Origin of the sequence: Afifella marina DSM 2698, assembly GCF_900102695.1 — a bacterium.
Taxonomy (GTDB): Bacteria; Pseudomonadota; Alphaproteobacteria; order Rhizobiales; family Afifellaceae; genus Afifella; species Afifella marina.
In genome coordinates this window covers 1-21,154 of sequence record NZ_FMVW01000014.1, presented here as the reverse complement: position 1 = coordinate 21,154, position 21,154 = coordinate 1, and the positions used below count along the sequence as shown (strand labels likewise).

Sequence of the window (21,154 nt, the reverse complement as noted above, 5' to 3'; positions counted from 1 at the left end):
AGTGCCGGATGGCGCAGCGAGGGCTCAAGCAGCGGACAGCCGAGATCCCAGAGAAGCTGCCGTTCCAGATCCACCAACGGGTCGGCGATGGCGGCAAAGACGGGCGGAAGCTCGGCCGCCTCGGGAGGGGCGCCGACGAGCTTTGCCCGGCCGGAAGCGGCGATGAGGGCCGCGTATTTTGCCTGCCGGTGCCGCGCCAGATCCTTGGAGTTCAGACCACTCCGGCTGGTGACGACGAAGACCATCTCAGCAAAGGCCTTGTCCTTGTCGCGGCGGTGGGAGCTGAGGCGCTTCATGACATCGACGGTCTCGCCGACATAGGCGAGCGTCTCAGACCCGTTGCGCCCGACGAGAATGTAGGTCGCAGCCTCGCCGGATTTGAGACCGAGTTCGCGCAGCGCCTCGGTGTGCCGGAACGGGGCGGAGAAAGCACAGGCGGTGCCGACGACGTTCTCAGCCGACCGAGCCGAAAGCGAAAACGCCCATTCTGTTGACAGAATGTACCCGTTTGTGTACCCACTTATGTACCCAGTCGCGAAAAATCCCGCATCTGGATCAAAGGCTTAGGTATGTTTTGGGGGAGGTTCCCTTCCTCTCCGCCACACCTAAGTTATTCATAAATCTTCAAAAGTTCACGATTTCGGATTTCGGCGTCTGCCGAAGCGTCGGGAACGAACGATGCGTCTCGGCTGGCGTGATCCTGCGAGGAGGCAGTGACTGGCGGTTCGGGATTCGCGTGCCGCCTGGTCTGGCGCCGCTTTCAGGTGCCACGCTCATCCGCATTCCGATCCGTCGCAGATCGTGGCGGGGCAAACCGTCTGCTCTTCTGCCGCCCTGTCCGACCCGCTTATAGGTCCACGACTTAGATTTCGCGGCGTGTATGCCACGCGGCCCAGAAGAGGCTGGCGAAAAAACTCTTGGGTTGAGAGAAGCCGGCCTCGGCGAGAAGCGCGGCGACGGCCTTCTCGGATTCGGGCGGCACGGCGCCGGCCTTGATGCGCGCCAGCTTCGTCTCGACGTCGTCCTCGGAGGCGCCGTGAAGATGCCAGCGGTTTGCCCAGGCGGCCTGAAGAAGCGGTTCGCTGTCGTAGGACCTGCAATTTCCGGCAAGGACGAGCGACCCGCCCGCAACGAGCCTGCAGGCGATGTCGGCCAACAACCGTGCCTTGTCGCGGCTTTCAGGGATGTGGTGCAACACGCCGATCATGAACGCGGCATCGTATCGAGGTTCGCGCGGGAGGGCGGAAACCTCCTCACGAACGAATGTGACGCGATCTGCGATTCCCGCAGCATTGACCTCTGATTGCGCCAGCGCGAGCATAGGCTTCGACGGATCGACCGCAACAAAACGCCAGCCCGGTTCAAGCCGGGCGGTGGTGATGATCTCGCCGGCGGTGCCACCCGCTCCCACGACGAGCACGTGCCGCTCCTTGCGCCCGGTGAGGGCGGCCGACAGGATGCAGGCGCAAAGCTCGTGGCAGGCGTCGTAGCCGGCAAGGGCGATGCGGGCCTGTTCCCCATATTCGCGAGCTCGATCCGGATCGAACTTGGCGTGGGATGAAGATGTCATCGGTCGAGCCTCTTCATTCTGGGCGAGTGCCTATGTCGCACAGACCGGGATAGGCCTCGACGCGGAAAAGATGAAGACGGAATTCAGGATCGACGGCCTCCCGGGACATCTGCCGTCGGCGTGAGTAAGCTCAGGCGGGGACGGCGACGGAAAAGCTCCGCTGCGCGTCCCAGGCTGGTGTCTCGGCGCCGAGGGAGGCGCGTCAGGGCTCGACCTACGGCGCGCCCGCGTCGAGGCGCTGCGCATGTTGCAACGCCTTGTCGAGCCGCGTCCGCGATGAGGCGGAGAGCCTGTCGACGCCGATGGTGCGGGATAGCGCGAGCGCCGGATCGGCCTCTGCAAAAACCGCAGGATCCGCGAGGATGAGATCGGCGAGCTCCGCAAGAGAGATTTCGGGAACGGCGCGGCGGTGTTCTGGCCCAGCGGGGGCTCGGTAGGGCACACGGTCCGCAATCTCGCTCTTCCACAGGAAGGGCACGTCGTTCTCTTCGGTTCGGGCGCTGGTCTTCAGATGCTTGGCGATCTGCTCCCGGATCCGCCTTCCGGTCCGCAGCCAGCCATGCGCGCGCGCAATGCGCTGCATCAGCACGTCCTCGCGCACCGGGCCTTCGGCCTCCAAGACCGCGTCGACCATCGCCTGAAGCTCATGGCGGTAGTCGAAGTCGAAGAACTTGTTCGGATCGGCATCAAAGCCGGAGAGGTCTGCGACATGGAAGAGGGGCTTGCCCGTCTCTCGCACCGCCTCAGGCCCTGCCAACAGGCTCTCTTTCGGCGTCGTCCCTCCGGCAAAGCGGTCGGCATCGTCGCTTGCGGCGTCGGAAAGGTCAGCGGGCCGCTCCCGCGTCATCACCGATATGGAACTCGCCACAAGCGGTTCTCGCATCGCGTCCTCCGTCTCGGCCATCTCCCAATGCGCCGTCTCTGAAGGTTCCGGGATGGGTTCGGATTGCCGCGCAACGAGCTCTTCAAGGGCGCCGTGCAGTCGGGTGGCCGCTTCGGTTCGATCGAACCACCAGTCGGTCGACCAGACGCGAATGATCTCCCAGCCGAGCCCACGCAGAACCTGTTCGCGCACCTTGTCGCGGTCGCGGGCCGTGGCGGAGCGGTGATAGGTGGCGCCATCGCATTCGATGCCGGCGAGATAGGCGCCGGGGCGCTCCGGATGCTTCACCGCGATGTCGACCCGGAAGCCCGAAACCCCGACCTGAGGCACGACATGCCAGCCGCGGTTGCGCAGCTCCTCGGCGACCTCCTGTTCGAAGGGGGATTCAAGTTCGCCCTGAGACCCGGTCTCCACCGCGGGCAATGCCACGGCGCCCCTTTGCGCATAATCCAGGAACGCCTTGAGATGGTGGACGCCGGCGGCTTTGGTGCGACCGAGATCGATCTGGTCGGCGGTGATCCCGGCAAACACGACGAGTTCCTGGCGTGCCCGTGTGACGGCAACGTTCAGTCGCCGCTCGCCGCCCTCGCGGTTGATGGCGCCGAAATCGACGCTGAGCTTGCCGGCTGCGTCCTTGCAGAAGGTGATGGAGAACAAGATCACGTCGCGCTCGTCGCCCTGGACGTTTTCCAGGTTCTTCACGAACACCGGTTCGACGCGCTCGTCTGCGAAGAACCATTCGATTTCGTCGTCTGCGCGTCGCTCATCGTCGAGAAAATCCAGGATGAGCGCCTGCTGCTGGCTGTTGAAGGTGATCACGCCAATGGTCGGCCGCGCGCTCTCCGGCAGTCTCAGCCAGTCTTTGAGGCGTGCGGCGACCTCTCTGGCGATCACGCGGGCTTCCTTCTCGTTCGTGCGGCTCTTGCCGCGGTCGTAAACGGCGTCGGCGACGTGCCGGAACGATACGGCCCGATCCTCCGTGACGGGAGAAGGAAAGGTGATGAGACGGTTCTGGTAATAATTCCAGTTGGAGAAGGCGATCAGGGATTCGTGCCGGCTGCGATAATGCCAGCGCAGATCGTGAATGGGCAGACCGCAGGCTCTCGCTTCGTCGAGGATGCTCTCCAGATCTTTCTCATACTCTTCGAGATCCGCATCGTCGGCCTCGTTGCGCCCGAAAAAGTTGGTCGGAGGAAGCTGTTTCGGATCGCCGACGATGATCGTCTGGCGTCCACGTGCGACCGCGCCGACGGCGTCCCAGGTTGTGATCTGCGAGGCCTCGTCGAAAATGACGACATCGAACAGGGCCTGGTCCGGCGGCAGATATTGCGCGATCGACAAGGGGGACATGAGGACACACGGGGCGAGCCGTCCGAAGCTCTCGGGCATTTTGCCGATCATTTCGCGAATGGAGCGGCTCGGGCGCTTCAGCTCCAATTGATGCCGAAGATGCCCGAGCTCGGATTTGCGCGGGACCGTGTGCGCTGCTGGCAGATGGTGCTCGACGGCTTTGACGACGCGCGCGGATGCAGCCTTGCACACGAGATCGTCCAACTCACGGAAATCGTCGATCGCATGCTCGTGCTGGAAGCGCCGGAAACTGCGCAGCGTGGCGTCGTCGTCGATAGCGAGCGGCAACCACCACCTCGCATAGGCGAGGCGGAAGATGTCTCGCATGTCATGAGGCTCAATCAGGCCCTTTCCGAGATCCGCCACGAATGGTTGCAGGCCGTGGGCGATGGCCCGGTTGCGCACGTTGCACCACGAGGACCAGTTGCGCAGGAGTGGACGGCTCTCCTCGATCTCGCGCATCGCCTTCGAGATGAAAGCGAGGCTTGGCGTCGCTTCGAGGTCATTCGGTCTTTGGCCTGCCGCCGCGCCAAAATCCGTTTCCGCGGAGAGAAAGTCTGCGTGCCTTTCGAGAAAGCGCGCCGCGGCTGCGATCAGTGTGTCGCCTTCGCGCCGTCCGTAGATGATGGGCGCGACGCTCTCGACGACGGTTTTCACCTCGCCCACGGTTTTGAGAAGCCCGAGGAAGGCGCCGCGCAGCTGCCGGGCTGCCTCAAGATGCGCTCGCAATTTGGCGGTGTCCGTGTCGAGCCCCGCGAAATGGCTTCCTTCGACGACAAGTGGGCTCTGGGCAATCGCCGCAGCGGAGCGTTGCATCCTTCGGATCAGCGGCAGATCGTTCTCCGGATCCACTTTTCCGGAGTGTGCGTACGTCTGCAAAAGCTTGCGGCATTTGCGCCGGCGCAACCACGAGAGCGGCCAGTTCGAAGCCTTGGCCTGCCGCCAGTCCTGTTCGATGACGTCGACCGGAATCCGGCCGAGTTCCTCGCGCTCGAAGATTGCTGAGAGAGCGCCTTCATCTGAGACATAGCTCTGTAGGGTGCGCTCCAGTTCGTCCATCGCGGCTTGGATCCGCTCGAATTCGCGGTCGAGCGCGATCGTGTAATCGCCCTCGGCGCTCTTGCCGATGTGGCGCGCAAACTCCGCATAGCTTTCCAGCGATGCCCGATCCGCATCCGCGACGGCGCCGAGGCCGAGTTCGTGCCGGAGCCGACAAAGCGCGTCCAAAAGATCGCCCGCCGCATCCCGGCAGATGCGAGCGGCCGCCAGCGTTTTGTCCTCCCATGCGGACGACCATTCCTCGATGTCGAGGAAAGCGAGCGAAGGTCGGTATTCCACTTCCGAGAATGTGCGACCGAGCTCTGCTGCCAGGTCTTCGAGCTCGATCAGGCTCTCGCGATCATGCGCATCCTTCGAGGGCCAATGGAGAGCGGGCGCGTAACGCGTTTTGCCGCGCAACGTGCGGCCCATCGCGAGGTAGGGCGTGAGCCCGTTCGTCGCCTCAAGGTGGAGCGCGTCGACATAGGCATTGAGCTCATCACGGCGGATCCGGAGGCGATCGTTGAGCTCGATCCATTTTGAGGCAGTCCCTGCCTTGCCGCTCTCCCAGGCATCGCGCAATTGGCTCAGAAAGTGCCGCCGGTCGGCATTGCTGGAGTGCAGCTCCAGACACCGATGCGCGAGCCCGTGCTCGCGCAGGCGCCGGTAGACCACGTCGAGAGCCGCCGTCTTTTCCGCCACGAAGAGCACGGTCTTCTTCTTTGCCAGGCAGTTCGCGATCATGTTGGCGATGGTCTGGCTCTTGCCGGTTCCCGGCGGCCCGACGAGGACGAAATCCTTGCCTTCGGCCGCGGCAATGCTTGCAACCAATTGGGAGGAATCGGCGGGAAGCGGGGTCACGATGTCGGCCGGGGCAAAGACGCGGTCGACGTCGCGTTCCGGATGGAAGGCCGTGCCGTCGCCGGAAAATGGCTGCTCGGGCGTATCGATGAGATGCCGGACGACCCTGTTTTGGCGGAGGGAGTCTGTCCGCTCCACGAGGTCCTTCCACATCAGGAACTTGGCGAAGGAGAAGGTGGCCAGCGCCGTCTCGTCGACGACCTCGAAGCCCGGCACGTCGCGCACGGCCCTGCGCATGAGTTCCAGAACGAAGGGAACGTCGATACCGCTCTCGTCGGTCGGAAGCTCGCCCTGGAGCGATGGGATTTTGAGATCGAAATCCCGCTCCAGGAACTGCAAAAGGGTGGCGTTGAACCGAACATCGTCCTCGTGGTGAAGCAGGCGGAACTGCGAGGAGGCGCTGCGCCGTTCAAGCTTGATCGGAATAAGGAGGAGGGGCGCGCGATAGGTTCGCTCATCCTCGGGCTTCTTCTTCCAGCGAAGGAAGCCGACGGCCATATAGAGCGTGTTCGCGCCGCCTTCCGCGAGATCGCTTTTCGCTTGCCGGTAGAGCGTTGTCAGCCGGGCTTCCAAAGACTGGGGTTCGAGCGGAGACGCGATCTCGTCGCGGTTCAAGGCGTCGAGAGCGAATTCGCGTTGGATGTCCTTGCCCCGGATCTCGCGATAGAGCTCGGCATCCCGCTCGCCGAGCGGGTTCTGTTCCGGCAGCGAGATGATGCGGATCGCCTTTCCGTCGGCGAGCCGATCCTCCAGGAAGGCTGGGTCAGGGCAAAGGAACGCCACGGTCGATTTCGATCCGACGAAATTGAGGAGCCGGTTGCGCAGCGAAAGGTCGAGGAGTTTCCGCTGCCAGCGGTCGATGCGGCCGGCGGGCGTGGCGGGCTTCTCTTCCACGGCATCGGGCATGGCGTCGAAGTCGGGTGCTGGGGGTAGCGGGACTTCGCCGCTCGGTTCCTCTGCCGCGGCGTCTTTCACGGTCAGCCGCTCATGCGAAGCAAGGGGAGTGACACCGCTACTGCGGGAGCGGGTAACGTCGACGGCGGCTACGAACGACAGCTCGTGTTCTTCGGCGAGACGCTCTCCAGCCGAAAGGCACGCCTGATTGAACATCATCGGGGGGTGATGAGTGACGCCTGTCGTCTCGAAGACCAAGAGTTCGCGTGCCGCGATCGCCTTTCTGATCTCGCTGGCGTCGTTTTCGACCGTGTGCGGCAGCGTCCGCGGCCGCAGCCAGACGCCGGTCGTCGCATGGTCGGCAAACAGCACGATGATCGGATGAAGGCCCGCCGCCTCGAGCGCTGCCGCGAAGAGGAGGCTCGTGTCGAGACAGGTGGCGAGACCTTCCGCGAGCACGGCCGTCGGACGACGGACTTTTTGGCCCCGCCGTTCGAAACTCGCCGGCGGCAGGGCGTAATGGAGGCTAAGGCCCGTCACCGCCGAATAGATGGCGGCGGCCAGCATATAGGCCCGCTTCGGACCGCCGCTCTGGTAGCCGTCCATGCCGGAATCGTGGCCGTGACGTGCGAGGCTTTCCGCTGCCGCGCGCAGCACCTTCGAAATCGCGCCGTCGTTCGGCATGACGAAAGCCGGAAGGATCTGCGCCATGTCGGTGACGCCGCCCCATTCGTCGCGGGCGAGCAGCCGCACGGGAAAAATGTGCTCTGCGAGCGTCTCGTCGCCTCGTGTCAGCCGGAGCGTGATGTCGCCGCGCTCGGCTTCGTTCAACCCGGCGAGGTAATCGGCATCGAGGTCCACCCGGCGTTCAAGGACGGTGAGTTCGTCTCGTCCGGCGATCCGGTCGATCTTCCAGGTCTTGCGGCGAACGAAGGGCGGCGAGGCCGACAGTGACAATTCGGCGTTTTCGATCGGCTCTGGCGCCTGGTTTATCAATCGCAGGGATCGGAGAACCGGAATCGAATTTTGATAAGAGGCGTATGTGAAGCTTGGCGAGATGTCGGCCGAGACGACGATTTCTGTGCTCCCCGTCTCGCCAAGGGGAGCACCTGCAATATCGGACGTCCGCTCCATTCCCTCACTCCGCCGCCCAGATATTTATTCTGAGAAATACTTAAGTGGGCAATAGACCAGATAATCGGTCGGCACGAAAGGAGCCGCCGGGACGCACGTTACATGCCCGCAAACATAGTGTTTTGAAGCAATGCAGGCACAATCTCTGCCGGAACCGTCAGGCGGCTTGGGCCTGCTGTGCCTCTTCTTCGTCGTTCTCCGCGTCTGAGCCTTCCTCCCGCTCTTCGCCCCGATAGACGGCCTGGCCGGTTGCCTTCTCGATCAGGGCGAGGAGGCGCTGCTGCCGATCGCGCATAAAGCCTTCGAAGTCGTCGGCGCGCAGAAGCTCCGGGTTGATGAGATGCGAGCGGAGGAAGCCGTCGAGCGTGTCACGATCGATGGGGGGTGCACCGTCACCGCCCGCCTCGAGCCGGGCGAGATATTCGGAAGGGGCGCTGCCGCCGATGATCCGGTTGGTGCGATAGCTGAGCGGGGTCTTGTTGATGATGGAATCGTAGATCCTATAGTCTATTTTCCGATTGTCGCACCATTTCCGCGGGAAAATATGATGGATATCAACGTTCTCGCCGAAAAACACAGTGTGGTCGAATGTTTGGCCGGAACGGAAATCCTGGGCGCCTTCCTTCATCAGGAGCGCATTGACGCCCTTATAGGCGGCAGAGAGCCGCATACGCATCGTCTCGAGTCGCTCGGCCCGGAACGTGGCGTCCCGGATGGTGGTTGGCCAGTCTTCGCCACCGCGCAGCCAGGACGGAACTTCTGAGAAGTCACGGGCGATACGAGTCTCGGTCGTCGATCCGTAAAGCTCGCCGAAGACGCCGTTCCAGTACCATTGGACAAGCTTTTGCCGGATTGCCTCGTGGTGCCATCCATCACCGATCTCTGCGAGGATCGAAGCGAGCGGCACGACCTGCGACTGGTAGGGGAGGTCGAAGACGCGGTAGATATGCAGCATGTGCAGGAATTTCGCTGCCTGCACGAAGCCTGCCTCCACCTTGTTCTCATATTTCAGATAGGCTTGAAGAGGCAGATTGAGCAGCGCCTGCCGGTTGCCGTTGATCGCCGGCAACTCACGTCCCTGTTTGCCGGCTGCAGCCGCCTGCTGGCGCATCTCCTTGGTATGGAAGAGCGAAACGGCCTGCAGAAAGTCGGTATTGGCGACGGCAGCCAGAATGCCTCGGTCCGTATCAGCTGGGCGAAGGGTGTCGACTAGCCGCTGGTGTCGGCCGGCAGATCCGTTCTTGCCGTACCAGTCCTTTCGAAGCTCGTGTCCGTCGGCGGCATACATGGCCGTGACGAGCTCGAAGGCATCAAGCGGCTTGCCGCCGGTATTCACCTTCTCGAAGACGACACAGACGGCTTCCTTGGACGTTCCAGCGCCCAGAGCAATGACGGGAACCTGATATTTCGAGAAATTGTCGAGGATCTCCTGCTTGAAAGCGCTGATGATGGTCCACTTCTCCTGGAAATCACCCTTACGCATGGAATGTTCGATGAATTGACGCTGCCAATCGTCCCAGCCAAAGACGGAGGATATAGGGTACATCAGCTCTTCGAACTCTTTATCGGTCGTAGAGAGATCTAGAACCACTTCTCGTCCGAAATCCGTGGTTATGATCTTGTTTTCTGGTACGGCGATGATGGCGTCTTCGCGATCACTTGCCGGGTCCAGGGCTTTGAGGATGTCGATATAGAACCAGCGCTTCACGCGCTTCTTGCGCGGCGTGACGGTCTCGACGACCTCACCTCGCAAGGTCACTTGATAGAGCGACGTCATACGCTGTTGTCCGTCGAGGAGAAGGGAGCGCGGCTTGCTATTTCCAGCTTCGGGAGGAGCGCCCTCGATCGGCCGGGGTCTGAAATCGACCTCGCCGCCGGTCTCCAGCGTCATCAAGGCGCCGATCGGGAATGCGCGGGAGACGGATGCAATCAGGCTTTTGATACGATCTTCGTCCCACACCCAGCTTCTCTGAAAATCCGGAAGCTGAAGTGTTCCCTCGTGACAAGCTTCGAGCAACTTGTCGAGGTCGTAAGGGTTTGTCTTGAAAGTCGAGCCTGCCATTTCGCTGTCCCCCTCTTTGACCGACCTCGCGCACTAAAATGAATATATGCGCCAGGATTTGCCAGCGCAGGACATTGCCTCGTCGCGCCGGCTTCATTCGGCGGGGTCCGTATTGGCCAGAAAGAATTAAATCTCTCTGACGGACGAGATGTGGTCGGGATATTCAAGTGCTATGCGACCCAAGCTTATTTGCGCGAAGTCCCTATGTTGATGGGAGTTGTCGATCGTAGCCCTAGGGTCTTGGTTCAATACGTCGCATCCTTGCCGAGCGCTTAGCGAAATCGTGCCGCCGCGTCTCGTTCTGCAGATATACAAGATGCTTACGACTCGGCTGAGAAGAATGCCGTGTCTCGGGACATGCGATCTTGGCGTGGGCAAGCGCCAACCGCGTAGCGGACACGATCCTGTCCCTGCCTCGTCCGATCGTGATCTTGGCGCTTGATTTGAACCGTGGCCGCTTGATCAGCTTTTGGCTTTTTTCGGCTTCGGGCGCTTCGCCGGTTTGCCCTGAGGTGCGTCGCCGTTGTCTTTGAAGGCTTTGCGTTTCGCCTTGAAAGACTTGTGGTCGTCGCTGGGACCGCTTCGGCCTGCCGGTTTGCCTCGGCCTCTAGGGCCCCCTGGTCCGCCGCGGCCGCCAGGCGCTTCGGATTGCGAGATGGTGATGTCGTCGCCTTCGCTATGGGCTGCGGTCTCGCCGAAGCGTCCGGCGACGTTCTCGGCGATCTCGAACTTTGTCTCCCGATCGAAGATCTTGATGGCCCCGATCTCCTGCCTTGTGATCTGACCGCGTCGGCACAGAAGGGGGAGCAGCCATTTCGGGTCGGCATTGTTGCGCCGCCCGACATCCATGCGGAACCAGACGTAGGGACCGCCGCGCGCATGTTTGGACGAACCCCTGTCGTCGCGGTCGCGACCGGGTCTTCCCGCGGCCGGGTCGCGCCCGAAATTCGGGTCGAAGACGTCTTCCGGCGCAGGCAGCTCTAAGCGCCACTGTCGGACGAGCATTGCGGCCAGAACCTCCGGCGAATACGCGGCGAGCAAGCGGGCGGCGGTCGCTGCATCCTCCTCGCTCGGCTCTTCCTTGAATGCCGGATCGGCGAGGAGGCGCTCTTCGTCTGCCGCGCGGATTTCATCGGCGGAAGGAGCCGCGCACCATGCCGCATCGATGCGTGCTTCGGCTAGAAGTCGCTCAGCCTTGCGGCGCCGCGAGATCGGCACCAGCAGGACAGAGACACCCTTGCGGCCTGCCCGGCCGGTACGTCCCGAGCGGTGCTGCAGGGTTTCCGCGTCGCTCGGCAAATCCGCATGCACGACGAGGTCGAGGCTCGGCAGGTCGAGCCCGCGCGCCGCGACATCGGTTGCGACGCACACCCGCGCCCGGCCGTCGCGCAGCGCCTGCATGGCCTGGTTGCGCTCCGCCTGGCTGAGTTCGCCGGACAGAGTGACGGCCGCAAAGCCGCGTTCGATCAGGCCGGAGGATAGATGGCGCACACTTTCGCGAGTATTGCAGAAGACGATGGCATTCGGCGCTTCGGCGCGGCGCAGAATGTTGACGATCGCGTGCTCGGTCTCGTTCGGTGCGATCCGGACGGCGCGGTATTCGATGTCGGCATGTCCTGCCTCGCCGCGCGCCACCTCGATCCGCAGCGCATCCTTCTGGTAGCGCTTCGTGAGCTGCATGATGGTCTGGGGCAGGGTCGCCGAGAACAGGAGCGTGCGGCGGGACGCCGGCGTGGCCTGCAGCAGGAATTCCAGATCCTCGCGGAAGCCGAGATTGAGCATCTCGTCGGCCTCGTCGATGACGAGGGCCTTCAGATTGCCGATCTGCAGTGCGCCGCGCGTGAGGTGATCGCGCAGCCGTCCAGGGGTCCCGACGACGATGTGGACGCCCTGATCGAGCCTGCGGCGCTCGGCGCGCGGATCCATGCCTCCGACCAGTGTCACAAGGCGGGCGCCGGTTTCGGCAAAGAGCCATGTCAGCTCGTTCGTCACCTGCATGGCGAGTTCGCGCGTCGGTGCCACGATCAGAGCCATCGGCTCACCGGCTTCGGGCAGTTTTTCCTCTTCGCCGAGGAGAGTGGGTGCGAGCGCGAGACCATAGGCGACGGTCTTGCCGGATCCGGTTTGCGCCGAAACGAGCAGGTCGCGGTCGGCCGCTTCAGGTTTAAGGACGGCCGTTTGCACGTCGGTGAGGTCGGTATAGCCACGGCTTTCAAGCGCGGCGGCGAGCGGCACGCTCGTCGTGATCAAGGGCATTGGGTATCCTAATTGGGCGGAATGCGGGCCGCGCGGAGATGCGCGGCGGCTCCGAAAAGCGGCGACATGGTGCCGTGGCTGTTGCTGGCTCCATATCAAGGATTTGCCGGCAAGCCAATGATGTGTGGTGAGGCTGCGTCACTCACCCAGGCTGTTCGCACTCTTGGGCCCGGGCAATTCCTTCAGACATGCTGGACGGCTGCCACATACGATCGGCTAAAAAGCGCATACCTCTGGTGCCGGACGCGTAATTTTACTTATGTTGTACCTAAGGGCGGATCTTACGCGTGAGCGGGTGTGCGATGCAGAGTGCCAAAAGCGCAAATAGGACGCGACTGAGTTGAGCCGCAGATCTCACCTACAATCGCAAGGGGCCGAGCGCCCGTCGGTGCTTTTCGTCTGCCTCGGCAATATCTGCCGGTCGCCCTTGGCCGAAGCCGCCTTCCGTGAGGAGGCGGAAGCGCAGGGTATCGACGTCGACGTCGATTCGGCCGGCATGGGCGACTGGCATGTCGGCGAAGCGCCCGATCCGCGGGCGCAGGCGGTGGCACGCCGCCACGGCGTTGACGTCACGGCCTGCCGGGCGCGGACCGTGACCCGCCAGGATTTCTACCGCTTCACCCATATCGTCGCGCTCGATCGCGAAAATCTGGCCGCGCTTGAACGTCTTGCGCCGCCCGACGCGACCGCGAGGCTCAGCCTGCTTCTCGACCATGTGAAAGGCCGCGAGGGGGAGCCGGTGGCCGATCCTTATTTCAGAGGGGAGGAAGGGTTTGAGACCACGTGGTCCGATGTGAGCGCCGGGGCTCGCGGTTTGGCGCAGCATCTCAAGGTGCGGGTATGAGCCTCTTGGCTGAGGCCGGGGCGGAGCTTCTCGGCGGTGTTCTTGTTTCTGAGTCGGTGCTGCACGGCGGCGACATCTCGCAACTTGCACACATCACGCTCGATGATGGTCGCGAGGCTGTCGTCAAGAACGGTCCTTCCCCGCGCACAGAAGCGGCGATGCTCGCCGCTATTTCCGAAAGCGGCGCCCCGGCGCCGGCGGTTCTGGCGGCTGACGAGCACGCTCTCGTCATGGAGGTTCTGCCCGACAGCGGCAGTCTCAGAAATGCCTGGGCCGATCTCGGCATCGCGCTTGCGACATTGCATGCGCGGCGCGACGGCAAATATGGCTGGAGTGAAGATTACGCCTTTGGTCCCGTCGCGATCGTCAATGATCGTGCCGAGGATTGGATCGCCTTCTGGGGCGACGAGCGTCTCCTTGTGAACGTGCCGCATATCGACGGCAGGCTCGCCCGCCGCATCGAACGTCTTGTCGCCGATCTTCCGAACCGAATTCCCGCGCGACCTGCCGCGGCACTCCTGCACGGCGATATGTGGGGCGGAAACATCGTCGTGTCCGATAACCGGGTCTCCGGGCTGATCGACCCGGCCTGCTATTTCGGTCATTGCGAGGTCGACCTTGCGATGCTCAATCTCTTTGGCCGTCCGGGTGACGCCTTTTACGATGCTTACGGCGCCCTTGAGCCGGGCTATGAGGAAAGGCTCACGATCTATCAGCTCTGGCCGGCCCTTGTGCATCTGCGCCTCTTCGGTGGTGGTTATCGGCCGATGGTCGAAGGCCTCCTCCAACAGCTCGGCGTCTAGAAACCGTCATTGCTCGAGACGTTGTGCTCCCGCTGCCGGCGACATGGCTGCCGCACCGTGTTGCAAACGGGAACCGCCAAGGGAATCCTCAGTTTCCTGGCTATGCCGACTTACGAAAAGGACAGCCGCAGGCTTGAGATAAGCGAGCCGGCCAGAGCGCCGGGTCTCAGCATTTTCCTCGGCTACGGTGCCATGCTGCCGATCGCCGTCGGCGCGCTCGCCGTCCTCCTGCTACCGGACGATGCGGCCCGGGTCGCGCTGTCACTGACGACGATCTGGGGCGCCGTTATTCTGATCTTCCTCGGTGGTGTGCGCCGAGGCCTCAGTTTCCGCACCGCGGCCGGACCGAGCGCGGCCCAGCTCGTCATGACCTTCTGGCTCTTTGGGCTTGGGCTTCTCTCGCTTCTCCTTGGGCCGGGATCGGGGGCGTTGGTGCTCCTTTTGGCAGGCTATGTCAGTCTCGCCCTCGTCGATCCGATGAGCGCGAGGCGGGGGGAGGCGCCGCTCTTCTTCGAACGTCTGCGGCCCGTCCAAATGCTCGTGCCGGTTGCAAGTCTCGCGGTTCTTGTTCTGTGGGCCGATTGAGGCGAGGGACGAAGCCGTGAGCCGGCTTGCAAACTGTGTCGAGGCAGGCATTGTGACCGCAATCTGCGTTGATTCCCGGCCCGCCCATGACCCTCTACGATCTCAAGCCGGCCTTCCAGGCTCGCCTGCGCCCATATGTCGACCGTCTTGCCGAAAAAGGCGTGACGGCCAACCAGGTGACGCTTGCTGCCGCCGCGATCTCCGTTCTCGTCGGTCTTCTGGTCATGGCGGCCGAAGTGCGCCCGCTTTTCCTCCTCATTCCTCTGTGGCTCGGGCTAAGGATGGCCTTCAATACCGCCGACGGCATGCTGGCGCGCGAGCATGGGCAGAAGAGCGGGCTCGGTGCCTTTTTCAACGAACTCGGTGACGTCGTCTCGGACGCGTTCCTTTACGCGCCCTTCGCGATCCTGCCGGCCTTTGGTCCAGGGCTCGTCGCCTTCGTCGTTCTCCTTGCCGTCCTGACGGAGTTTGCCGGCGTCCTGGCGCAGGCGCTGGGTGCCAGCCGCCGCTATGACGGTCCGCTCGGCAAGAGCGACCGGGCGCTCGTTTTCGGCGTCATCGGGGCATGGGTCGGCTTCGGCTGGCCGTTGCCGGATTGGAGCGCGCTCGCTCTGTGGGCAGTGGCGATCCTGCTCGTCGTCACCATCGTTAAACGGGTGCGCGCGGCACTTGCCGAAATGCCGGTAAGGGCAGGCGAATGAGTGATTTTCCGCCCGCCGCATCGGGTTTTATGGTCGATGCGACCACGACGGCGCTGATTCTTGCTGCAAGGGTGGCAACCGGTGTGCGTGCGGAGTGGCGCGGCTGCGACCCCACCACCCATCGCCGCATCTATTACGCCAATCATGTGAGCCATGGCGACTTCGTTCTCCTGTGGTCGGTGCTCCCGCCGGCATTGCGGCGCGTGACGCGCCCCGTTGCGGCCGCCGATTATTGGCGCGCCACCCGTATGCGCCGCTATATCTCCGAAGAGGTGTTTCGCGCCGTCCTCATCGAGCGCAACCGCACGGAAGAGACGCCCGATCCGATCACCCTGATGGCCGATGCGCTGTCGGGCGGCGCATCCTTGATCCTGTTTCCGGAAGGAACCCGCAACACCGGCGATGAGCGTCTCCTGCCGTTCAAGAGCGGCATCTACCGGCTTGCGGAGAAGCGCCCCGAGATCGAGTGCGTCCCAGTCTGGATCGACAATTTGAACCGTGTCTTGCCGAAAGGCGAGATCGTGCCGGTTCCGCTCTTGTGCACCGTAACCTTCGGTGCGCCGGTCAAGCTGGGGGAGGGAGAGGAGAAGCAGGCATTTTTGGAACGCGCCCGCGCGGCCCTATTGGCCACCGCCCCGACCAACGGGGAGACCCAGAAAGATGGCTGAGCCCAATCTCCTCATTCTGGCGGCCGGCGTCTTTGCCATCCTGGCCGTCGCCTCGCTCATCGGGTTCATCCTGAAGCGGACGATCAGCTGGCAAAAACCGCATGCGGTGATCGACAATCTCAACGCGCGCATCAAGGCGTGGTGGGTGCTGGTCGCGCTGATGCTTCTCGCCTTTCTGTTCGGCAAGGCGGGTGTCGTCCTTCTTTTCGCCTTCGCCTCGTTTACGGCGTTGCGCGAATTCATGACGCTGACGCCGACCCGGCGCGGCGATCATTACGCGCTCGCTGCGAGTTTCTTCATCTTTCTGCCTGCGCAATACGCCCTCGTCCTCGCCGACCAGTATGGCATCTACTCGGTTCTGATCCCGGTCTATGCCTTCCTGGCACTCCCGATCATCGCCGCGTTCCGTGCCGAGACCACGCGATACATGGAACGTGTCGCCCAGGTGCAATGGGCGCTGATGATCTGCGTTTTCTGCCTGTCGCACGTACCGGCGATCTTGAATCTCGACATCCCGGGGTTCGAGGGCGGCAACCTGCTTCTGATCGCCTTCCTGATCATCGTCGTGCAGGCGAGCGACGTTCTTCAATATGTGTGCGGCAAGCTGTTCGGACGCCGCAAGCTCGCGCCGAACTTGTCTCCGTCGAAGACCTGGGAAGGGCTGATCGGCGGGGTGGGGCTTGCGACGCTTCTCGGCACTGGGCTGTGGTGGCTGACGCCGTTCACGCCGCTTGTCGCGCTCGCCATGGCGGCGTTGATCGCCATTATGGGCTTCTTCGGCGGTCTCGTGATGTCGGCGATCAAGCGCGACCGAGGCGTGAAGGATTGGGGGCAGATGATCGAAGGCCATGGCGGCGTGCTCGATCGTATCGACTCCCTCGTCTTCGCCGCACCGATCTTCTTCCACTTGACGCGGTTCTTTTTCTCGGTGAGCTGACCGGAGCAGTTTTTCGGCTTAGGGCGAAGGGTCTAGGCTATGATCGAGAACGAGCGTGTCAAGCCAACGGCGAGCTACCTCGGTGCGCTCGCCGTTGCGATTTTCGATATTCGGCTTGAGCTTTTGTCGTCTCCGAGGATCTACGCCCTTCGAAAGGCGCTCGTTGGACGCCGTTCGCTGAAGCCTCTGCTCACACCGGCCATGTCTCGAGCCGGTAGGCTGAATCCCAGAACATCCATTCAAGCTGCACCGCCCGGTCGAAGGCGTCATGCGCTTTGGCCCGAACGGCAGGCGCCGCCTCGGCCACGGCCTCGTCGGTGGTGGCGATCATCGTCTTGACGGCGTCCTGAAACTCCTCACCGGCATAGGTTTCGATCCAGGCCGCATAAGGATTGGGCGACGCGGCGCGGGCAAGGATGTCGTTGCCGACCTCGGCATAGATCCAGAAACAGGGCAGGAGCGCTGCCAGCAGTACCTCATAGGGCTCGCTCCAGGCGGTCGCCGTGATGAACGACACGTAATGATGGCATGCGGGCGACAGCGGGCTCGCTTCGAAGACCTCGGGTGCGATGCCGTAATCGGCAAAGAATGTCCCGTGCAGCGCCCGTTCCACCACGATCGCCCCCTGAGCGGAATTGGCGAGTTGCACCATGCGCTCGGGATCGGGTGCCTTGGCCGCGGCAATGGCGAGGCCCTTGCCGAAGCCGATCAGGTAATGCGCGTCCTGGGTGATGTAATGCTTGAAGCGCTCTTCAGAGAGCGTCCCGGCGGCAAGCTCGGTGTTGAACGGCATGTTGCGGATTGTCTCGTATAGCCCGGCATTGCGCGCCCAGGCTGCTGCGGAAAACGTGCTCATCGTGATCTCCTTCCCATTCCCCGGCAAGTAGCCAGAACAGAGGGAAGCGTCTACCTGTCGAAGGGCTCTTTCGACTTAAGCTTTACGGGGATGTGCCGCTATTTCCGTCACAATCTGGTTTCCTTTGGCATGTTCCGACAGCTATGGTGCCGCCCATGCGGGAGGCTTCGGGCCTCCCGTGCCAGTTCACGAACATGGGAACAGAAGATGACATTCATGCCATCCAGAAAGCTGATCGGGGCGGCGATCGCAGTTGCCGGCCTGGCGCTTGCCGGGACCTCCTTTGCGCAGGACGTAAAGTTCTTCCGCATCGCCACCGGCGGCACGTCCGGGACGTATTTCCCGATCGGCGGTCTCATCGCCAATGCCATCTCCAATCCTCCGGGCTCGCGTCCTTGCGACGAAGGCGGCAGCTGCGGCGTGCCGGGGCTGGTGGCGACGGCGATCGCTTCCAACGGCTCCGTTGCGAACGTCAATGCAATTAACTCCGGGGGTGTGGAAGCCGGCTTTTCGCAGTCGGATGTCGCCTATTGGGCGCAGACCGGCACCGGCGTCTTTGAGGGCAAGGGTAAGGTTGAGAAGCTCCGCGCGATCGCCAATCTCTATCCCGAGAGCATCCATCTCATCGCCAGCAAATCCTCCGGCATCAAGTCGGTTGCCGATCTGAAGGGCAAGCGTGTTTCGCTCGACGAGCCGGGCTCCGGCACCATCGTCGATGCGCGTCTGATCCTCGGCGCCTGGGGCTTGAGCGAAGACGATATCGAGGCGGATTATCTGAAGCCGAACCAGGCCGCCGACCGCATGCGCGACGGCGCCATGGACGCCTTCTTCTTCGTTGGGGGCTTCCCGGCCGGTGCCATCGTGGAACTGGCCTCCAACACCGACATCACCGTCGTTCCGATCGCCGGCAATGAGGCCGACAGCGTTGTCTCCGATTACGAGTTCTTCGCTGCGAACACGATCCCAGCCGGCACCTATGAGGGGCAGGACGAGGACGTGGAGACGCTTTCTGTGGGTGCACAATTGGTGACGAGCGCCGATCAGCCGGAAGAGCTGATCTACGAGATCACCAAGGCTTTGTGGAACGACAACACCCGCAAGCTCCTCGACAACGGTCATGCCAAGGGCAAGGTGATCACGCTCGACACGGCTCTCGACGGCGTGGGCATTCCGCTGCATCCGGGCGCCAAGAAGTTCTACGACGAGGCCGGCGTCTCCAAGTAAGCCGGGTTTGAATCATGCAGGCGGCGGTTTTCCGCCGCCTGTTCGATTTTGCAAGGCCTGAAGGCCCAGATGACGACAGGTTCGGATGCAGGAAGAAAAAGAAATCGACCCCGCTGCGGTCAAGGAACTCGAAGAGCGGTTTGATCCGGAAGTCCGTTTTCGGCCGCTCGGGCGCTACGCGGGATATGTCGCCGCGACGCTTCTCTTCTGCCTGTCGCTCTTTCACTATTACACGGCGGGGTTCGGTCTGCTGCGCGAGGTCAACCATCGCGGCGTCCATCTCGCCTTCGTCCTGTCGCTGATCTTCATCGTTTTCGCTGCGACCAAGAAGGGCCAGGACACCCTCTATCCATCGAGCGTTTGGCGCCCGCTCGGTCTGCCGATCTACGACTGGCTGTTCGCCCTCGCGGCGGCCGTAGCCTCGCTCTACGTCCCGTGGATCTTCAACGATCTCGCCTTCCGCGTCGGCAATCCCCTGCCGATCGACGTCGTTATGGGCACGATCATGATCGTCGTCCTCCTGGAGGCGACGCGCCGATCGATGGGTTGGCCCTTGCCGGTCATCGCCATCATCGTCATGGCCTATGCGATTTTCGGGCAAAGCGCGCCGGGCGTTCTTGTGCATCCGGGCAGCGACTGGAAGACGCTCGTCAACCACCTCTATCTGACGAGCCAGGGCATCTACGGCCTGCCGGTCGGCGTCGTGGCGACGTATGTCTTCCACTTCGTGCTCTTTGGCGTCTTGGCGACACGCATCGGCCTCGGGCGCCTCTTCATCGACTTCGCCTCGGCCTTTGCGGGACGCTTCTCCGGCGGCCCGGCCAAGGTCTCCGTCTTCTCGTCCGCTCTTCTGGGCTCGATCTCAGGATCCTCTATCGCCAACACGGTGACGACCGGTGCGCTGACGATCCCGGCGATGATCCGCATCGGCTATCAGCGCCATTTCGCGGCAGCCGTGGAAGCAGCCTCCTCGACGGGCGGACAGATCACGCCGCCGGTCATGGGCGCCGCGGCTTTTCTGATGATCGAGTTTCTGGGCGTCTCCTATACGACCATCATCACCGCGGCGATCGTGCCGGCGGCAATGCATTTCTTCGGCGTCCTCTGCCAGGTGCATTTCGAGGCGAAGCGTCTCGGCCTGCGCGGACTGACGAAAGAGGAGCTGCCGAAGGTCGGGGTCATCTTGAAGCGCGACTGGCCGACGCTGATCCCGCTCTTTCTTCTGATCGGCATCCTTCTGCAGGGCTTCACACCCTATCTCGCGGCCTTCTGGGGCATCACCGCCTGCATCGTCATCGGTCTCGTCAATCCGCTGAACCGCATCAAGGTGCAGGACGTCGTCGACGCCTTCGTGCTTGGCGCGAAATACGCGCTAGCCGTGGGTGCTGCGGCTGCGACCGTCGGCATCATCATCGGTGTCGTCACGCTCACCGGTGTGTCTTTCAAGATCGCCTATATGGTGACCTCGACCGCGGGGCAGTGGGCGGAAATGATCGGCCCCTACATCCCCTTCGGTGTGATGGAAGTCTCGACGCTGACGCTCCTCATCACCCTCATCCTGACGGCGATCGTCTGCATCGTCATGGGTTGCGGCATCCCGACGACGGCCACCTATCTGATCATGGTGTCGGTCGCTGCGCCGGTTCTGGGGCTTCTCGGCATCGCGCCGATCGTGGCGCATTTCTTCGTCTTCTATTACGGAGTTTTGGCCGACATCACGCCACCCGTGGCGCTTGCCGCCTATGCCGGGGCGGGGATTGCCAATGCCAATCCCTTCAAGGCCGGCAATACCGCCTTCCGGCTCGGCATGGGCAAGGCGCTGGTGCCCTTCGTTTTCGTGTTCTCGCCATCGCTGCTTCTGGTGACGGACGGCTTCACCTGGCAGGCCTTCGCGCTCGCTTTCACCGGGACGGTGGTCGGCATTACGGCGCTCTCGGCGGCCTTTGCGGGCTGGCTGTGGGGGCCGCTCTATCTCGTCGAACGGTGGGTACTCGCCGTCGCTGCCATTCTTTTGGTGGCACCGGAATTCACCTCAACGGCGATCGGGCTCGGCATCCTCGCCGTCGTGCTCCTGCGGCAAGTCTTCTTCGGCTTTGAACATGTGCCGCCGCGGCGCACCGCAGAGAGTGAGGCGTCAACCTAGAGCATCGGACTTTTAATTGGGCGCATATCCAGCGGCCTTCAGATAGTTCCAGCATTCGTCGGCTTGGTAGAGACCGCAGACATCTCCGATTGCCTTCCAAAGGGCATCGAAGGCTCGTGCGCCTGCTTTTCTTAAAAGTGACTTGAGCTTTGAGAAGGCCATCTCGATTGGGTTGAGATCGGGGCTGTAGGGCGGCAGGAAGAGGAACCAGGCACCTTTCTCTCTCAGGATCGCCGCTGCCCTGGCACTCTTGTGAACTGCCAGATTGTCGAGGATGACAACGTCACCCTTGTTCAGCGTCGGAGCGAGTTGGGTTTCGATGTAGGTGTCGAAGGCGGCGCGGTT

Annotated in this window: 15 protein-coding genes; 8 read left to right on the top strand and 7 right to left on the bottom strand. The window is 62.7% G+C overall.

Annotated features, from left to right (window positions below):
* The 5 genes from BLP76_RS18070 to BLP76_RS18050 form a co-directional block, all read right to left on the bottom strand.
* Positions 1 to 296 (bottom strand): hypothetical protein (locus BLP76_RS18070; RefSeq protein ID WP_139163777.1); only part of this gene is annotated, 296 nt, incomplete at its 3' end.
* Between the two features lie 566 nt (positions 297 to 862).
* Positions 863 to 1,570, bottom strand: a complete 708-nt coding sequence (locus BLP76_RS18065; protein WP_092816555.1) for an SAM-dependent methyltransferase — start codon at positions 1,568 to 1,570, stop codon at positions 863 to 865.
* Positions 1,571 to 1,784: 214 nt separating this feature from the next.
* Positions 1,785 to 7,730 (bottom strand): DUF3320 domain-containing protein, encoded by a 5,946-nt coding sequence (locus BLP76_RS18060; RefSeq protein ID WP_092816553.1) that lies wholly within the window; start codon positions 7,728 to 7,730, stop codon positions 1,785 to 1,787.
* A gap of 157 nt (positions 7,731 to 7,887) precedes the next feature.
* Positions 7,888 to 9,792, bottom strand: a complete 1,905-nt coding sequence (locus BLP76_RS18055; protein ID WP_092816551.1) for a GmrSD restriction endonuclease domain-containing protein — start codon at positions 9,790 to 9,792, stop codon at positions 7,888 to 7,890.
* Positions 9,793 to 10,254: 462 nt separating this feature from the next.
* Entirely contained in the window at positions 10,255 to 12,048 is a 1,794-nt protein-coding gene (locus BLP76_RS18050; protein WP_092816549.1) for a DEAD/DEAH box helicase, read from the bottom strand.
* A 340-nt stretch (positions 12,049 to 12,388) separates the two neighbouring features.
* On the opposite strand from BLP76_RS18050, the gene BLP76_RS18045 reads away from it, so the two are divergent.
* The 6 genes from BLP76_RS18045 (at position 12,389) to BLP76_RS18020 (ending at position 16,586) form a co-directional block, all read left to right on the top strand.
* Positions 12,389 to 12,892 carry a low molecular weight protein-tyrosine-phosphatase gene (locus BLP76_RS18045; RefSeq protein ID WP_092816547.1) on the top strand — a complete coding sequence of 168 codons (504 nt, stop codon included), beginning with the start codon at positions 12,389 to 12,391 and terminating at the stop codon, positions 12,890 to 12,892.
* Complete coding sequence (locus BLP76_RS18040) at positions 12,889 to 13,695, top strand: fructosamine kinase family protein (RefSeq protein WP_092816545.1); 807 nt, start codon at positions 12,889 to 12,891, stop codon at positions 13,693 to 13,695. Before BLP76_RS18045 ends, BLP76_RS18040 begins: the two co-directional genes overlap by 4 nt.
* A gap of 102 nt (positions 13,696 to 13,797) precedes the next feature.
* Complete coding sequence (locus tag BLP76_RS18035; RefSeq protein WP_092816543.1) at positions 13,798 to 14,280, top strand: DUF3429 domain-containing protein; 483 nt, start codon at positions 13,798 to 13,800, stop codon at positions 14,278 to 14,280.
* A gap of 86 nt (positions 14,281 to 14,366) precedes the next feature.
* Positions 14,367 to 14,981 carry a CDP-alcohol phosphatidyltransferase family protein gene (locus BLP76_RS18030; RefSeq protein WP_092816557.1) on the top strand — a complete coding sequence of 205 codons (615 nt, stop codon included), beginning with the start codon at positions 14,367 to 14,369 and terminating at the stop codon, positions 14,979 to 14,981.
* Entirely contained in the window at positions 14,978 to 15,649 is a 672-nt protein-coding gene (locus tag BLP76_RS18025; RefSeq protein ID WP_244514668.1) for a lysophospholipid acyltransferase family protein, read from the top strand. Before BLP76_RS18030 ends, BLP76_RS18025 begins: the two co-directional genes overlap by 4 nt.
* Entirely contained in the window at positions 15,642 to 16,586 is a 945-nt protein-coding gene (locus tag BLP76_RS18020) for a phosphatidate cytidylyltransferase (protein WP_092816539.1), read from the top strand. Before BLP76_RS18025 ends, BLP76_RS18020 begins: the two co-directional genes overlap by 8 nt.
* 190 nt (positions 16,587 to 16,776) lie before the next feature.
* Here BLP76_RS18020 and tenA read toward each other — a convergent pair whose 3' ends face one another.
* Positions 16,777 to 17,442, bottom strand: a complete 666-nt coding sequence (gene tenA, locus BLP76_RS18015) for a thiaminase II (protein WP_092816537.1) — start codon at positions 17,440 to 17,442, stop codon at positions 16,777 to 16,779.
* A gap of 207 nt (positions 17,443 to 17,649) precedes the next feature.
* Between tenA and BLP76_RS18010 the strand changes: the two genes are divergently transcribed.
* Positions 17,650 to 18,666 (top strand): TAXI family TRAP transporter solute-binding subunit, encoded by a 1,017-nt coding sequence (locus tag BLP76_RS18010; protein ID WP_092816535.1) that lies wholly within the window; start codon positions 17,650 to 17,652, stop codon positions 18,664 to 18,666.
* Between the two features lie 85 nt (positions 18,667 to 18,751).
* Positions 18,752 to 20,809, top strand: a complete 2,058-nt coding sequence (locus tag BLP76_RS18005) for a TRAP transporter permease (RefSeq protein ID WP_092816533.1) — start codon at positions 18,752 to 18,754, stop codon at positions 20,807 to 20,809.
* 12 nt (positions 20,810 to 20,821) lie between these two features.
* Here the strand turns inward: BLP76_RS18005 and BLP76_RS18000 are convergent.
* Positions 20,822 to 21,154: transposase (locus BLP76_RS18000; protein WP_139163776.1), on the bottom strand; the 333-nt coding region annotated here is incomplete at its 5' end.

What these genes read in the sequence shown, in the direction of transcription:
- BLP76_RS18060 (WP_092816553.1), bottom strand. Translation starts at nt 7,730, where the DNA reads ATGGAGCGGACGTCCGATATTGCAGGTGCTCCCCTTGGCGAGACGGGG.
- BLP76_RS18010 (WP_092816535.1), top strand. Translation starts at nt 17,650, where the DNA reads ATGACATTCATGCCATCCAGAAAGCTGATCGGGGCGGCGATCGCAGTT.
- BLP76_RS18055 (WP_092816551.1), bottom strand. Translation starts at nt 9,792, where the DNA reads ATGGCAGGCTCGACTTTCAAGACAAACCCTTACGACCTCGACAAGTTG.
- BLP76_RS18005 (WP_092816533.1), top strand. Translation starts at nt 18,752, where the DNA reads ATGCAGGAAGAAAAAGAAATCGACCCCGCTGCGGTCAAGGAACTCGAA.
- BLP76_RS18065 (WP_092816555.1), bottom strand. Translation starts at nt 1,570, where the DNA reads ATGACATCTTCATCCCACGCCAAGTTCGATCCGGATCGAGCTCGCGAA.
- tenA (WP_092816537.1), bottom strand. Translation starts at nt 17,442, where the DNA reads ATGAGCACGTTTTCCGCAGCAGCCTGGGCGCGCAATGCCGGGCTATAC.
- BLP76_RS18030 (WP_092816557.1), top strand. Translation starts at nt 14,367, where the DNA reads ATGACCCTCTACGATCTCAAGCCGGCCTTCCAGGCTCGCCTGCGCCCA.
- BLP76_RS18025 (WP_244514668.1), top strand. Translation starts at nt 14,978, where the DNA reads ATGAGTGATTTTCCGCCCGCCGCATCGGGTTTTATGGTCGATGCGACC.
- BLP76_RS18035 (WP_092816543.1), top strand. Translation starts at nt 13,798, where the DNA reads ATGCCGACTTACGAAAAGGACAGCCGCAGGCTTGAGATAAGCGAGCCG.
- BLP76_RS18040 (WP_092816545.1), top strand. Translation starts at nt 12,889, where the DNA reads ATGAGCCTCTTGGCTGAGGCCGGGGCGGAGCTTCTCGGCGGTGTTCTT.
- BLP76_RS18050 (WP_092816549.1), bottom strand. Translation starts at nt 12,048, where the DNA reads ATGCCCTTGATCACGACGAGCGTGCCGCTCGCCGCCGCGCTTGAAAGC.
- BLP76_RS18020 (WP_092816539.1), top strand. Translation starts at nt 15,642, where the DNA reads ATGGCTGAGCCCAATCTCCTCATTCTGGCGGCCGGCGTCTTTGCCATC.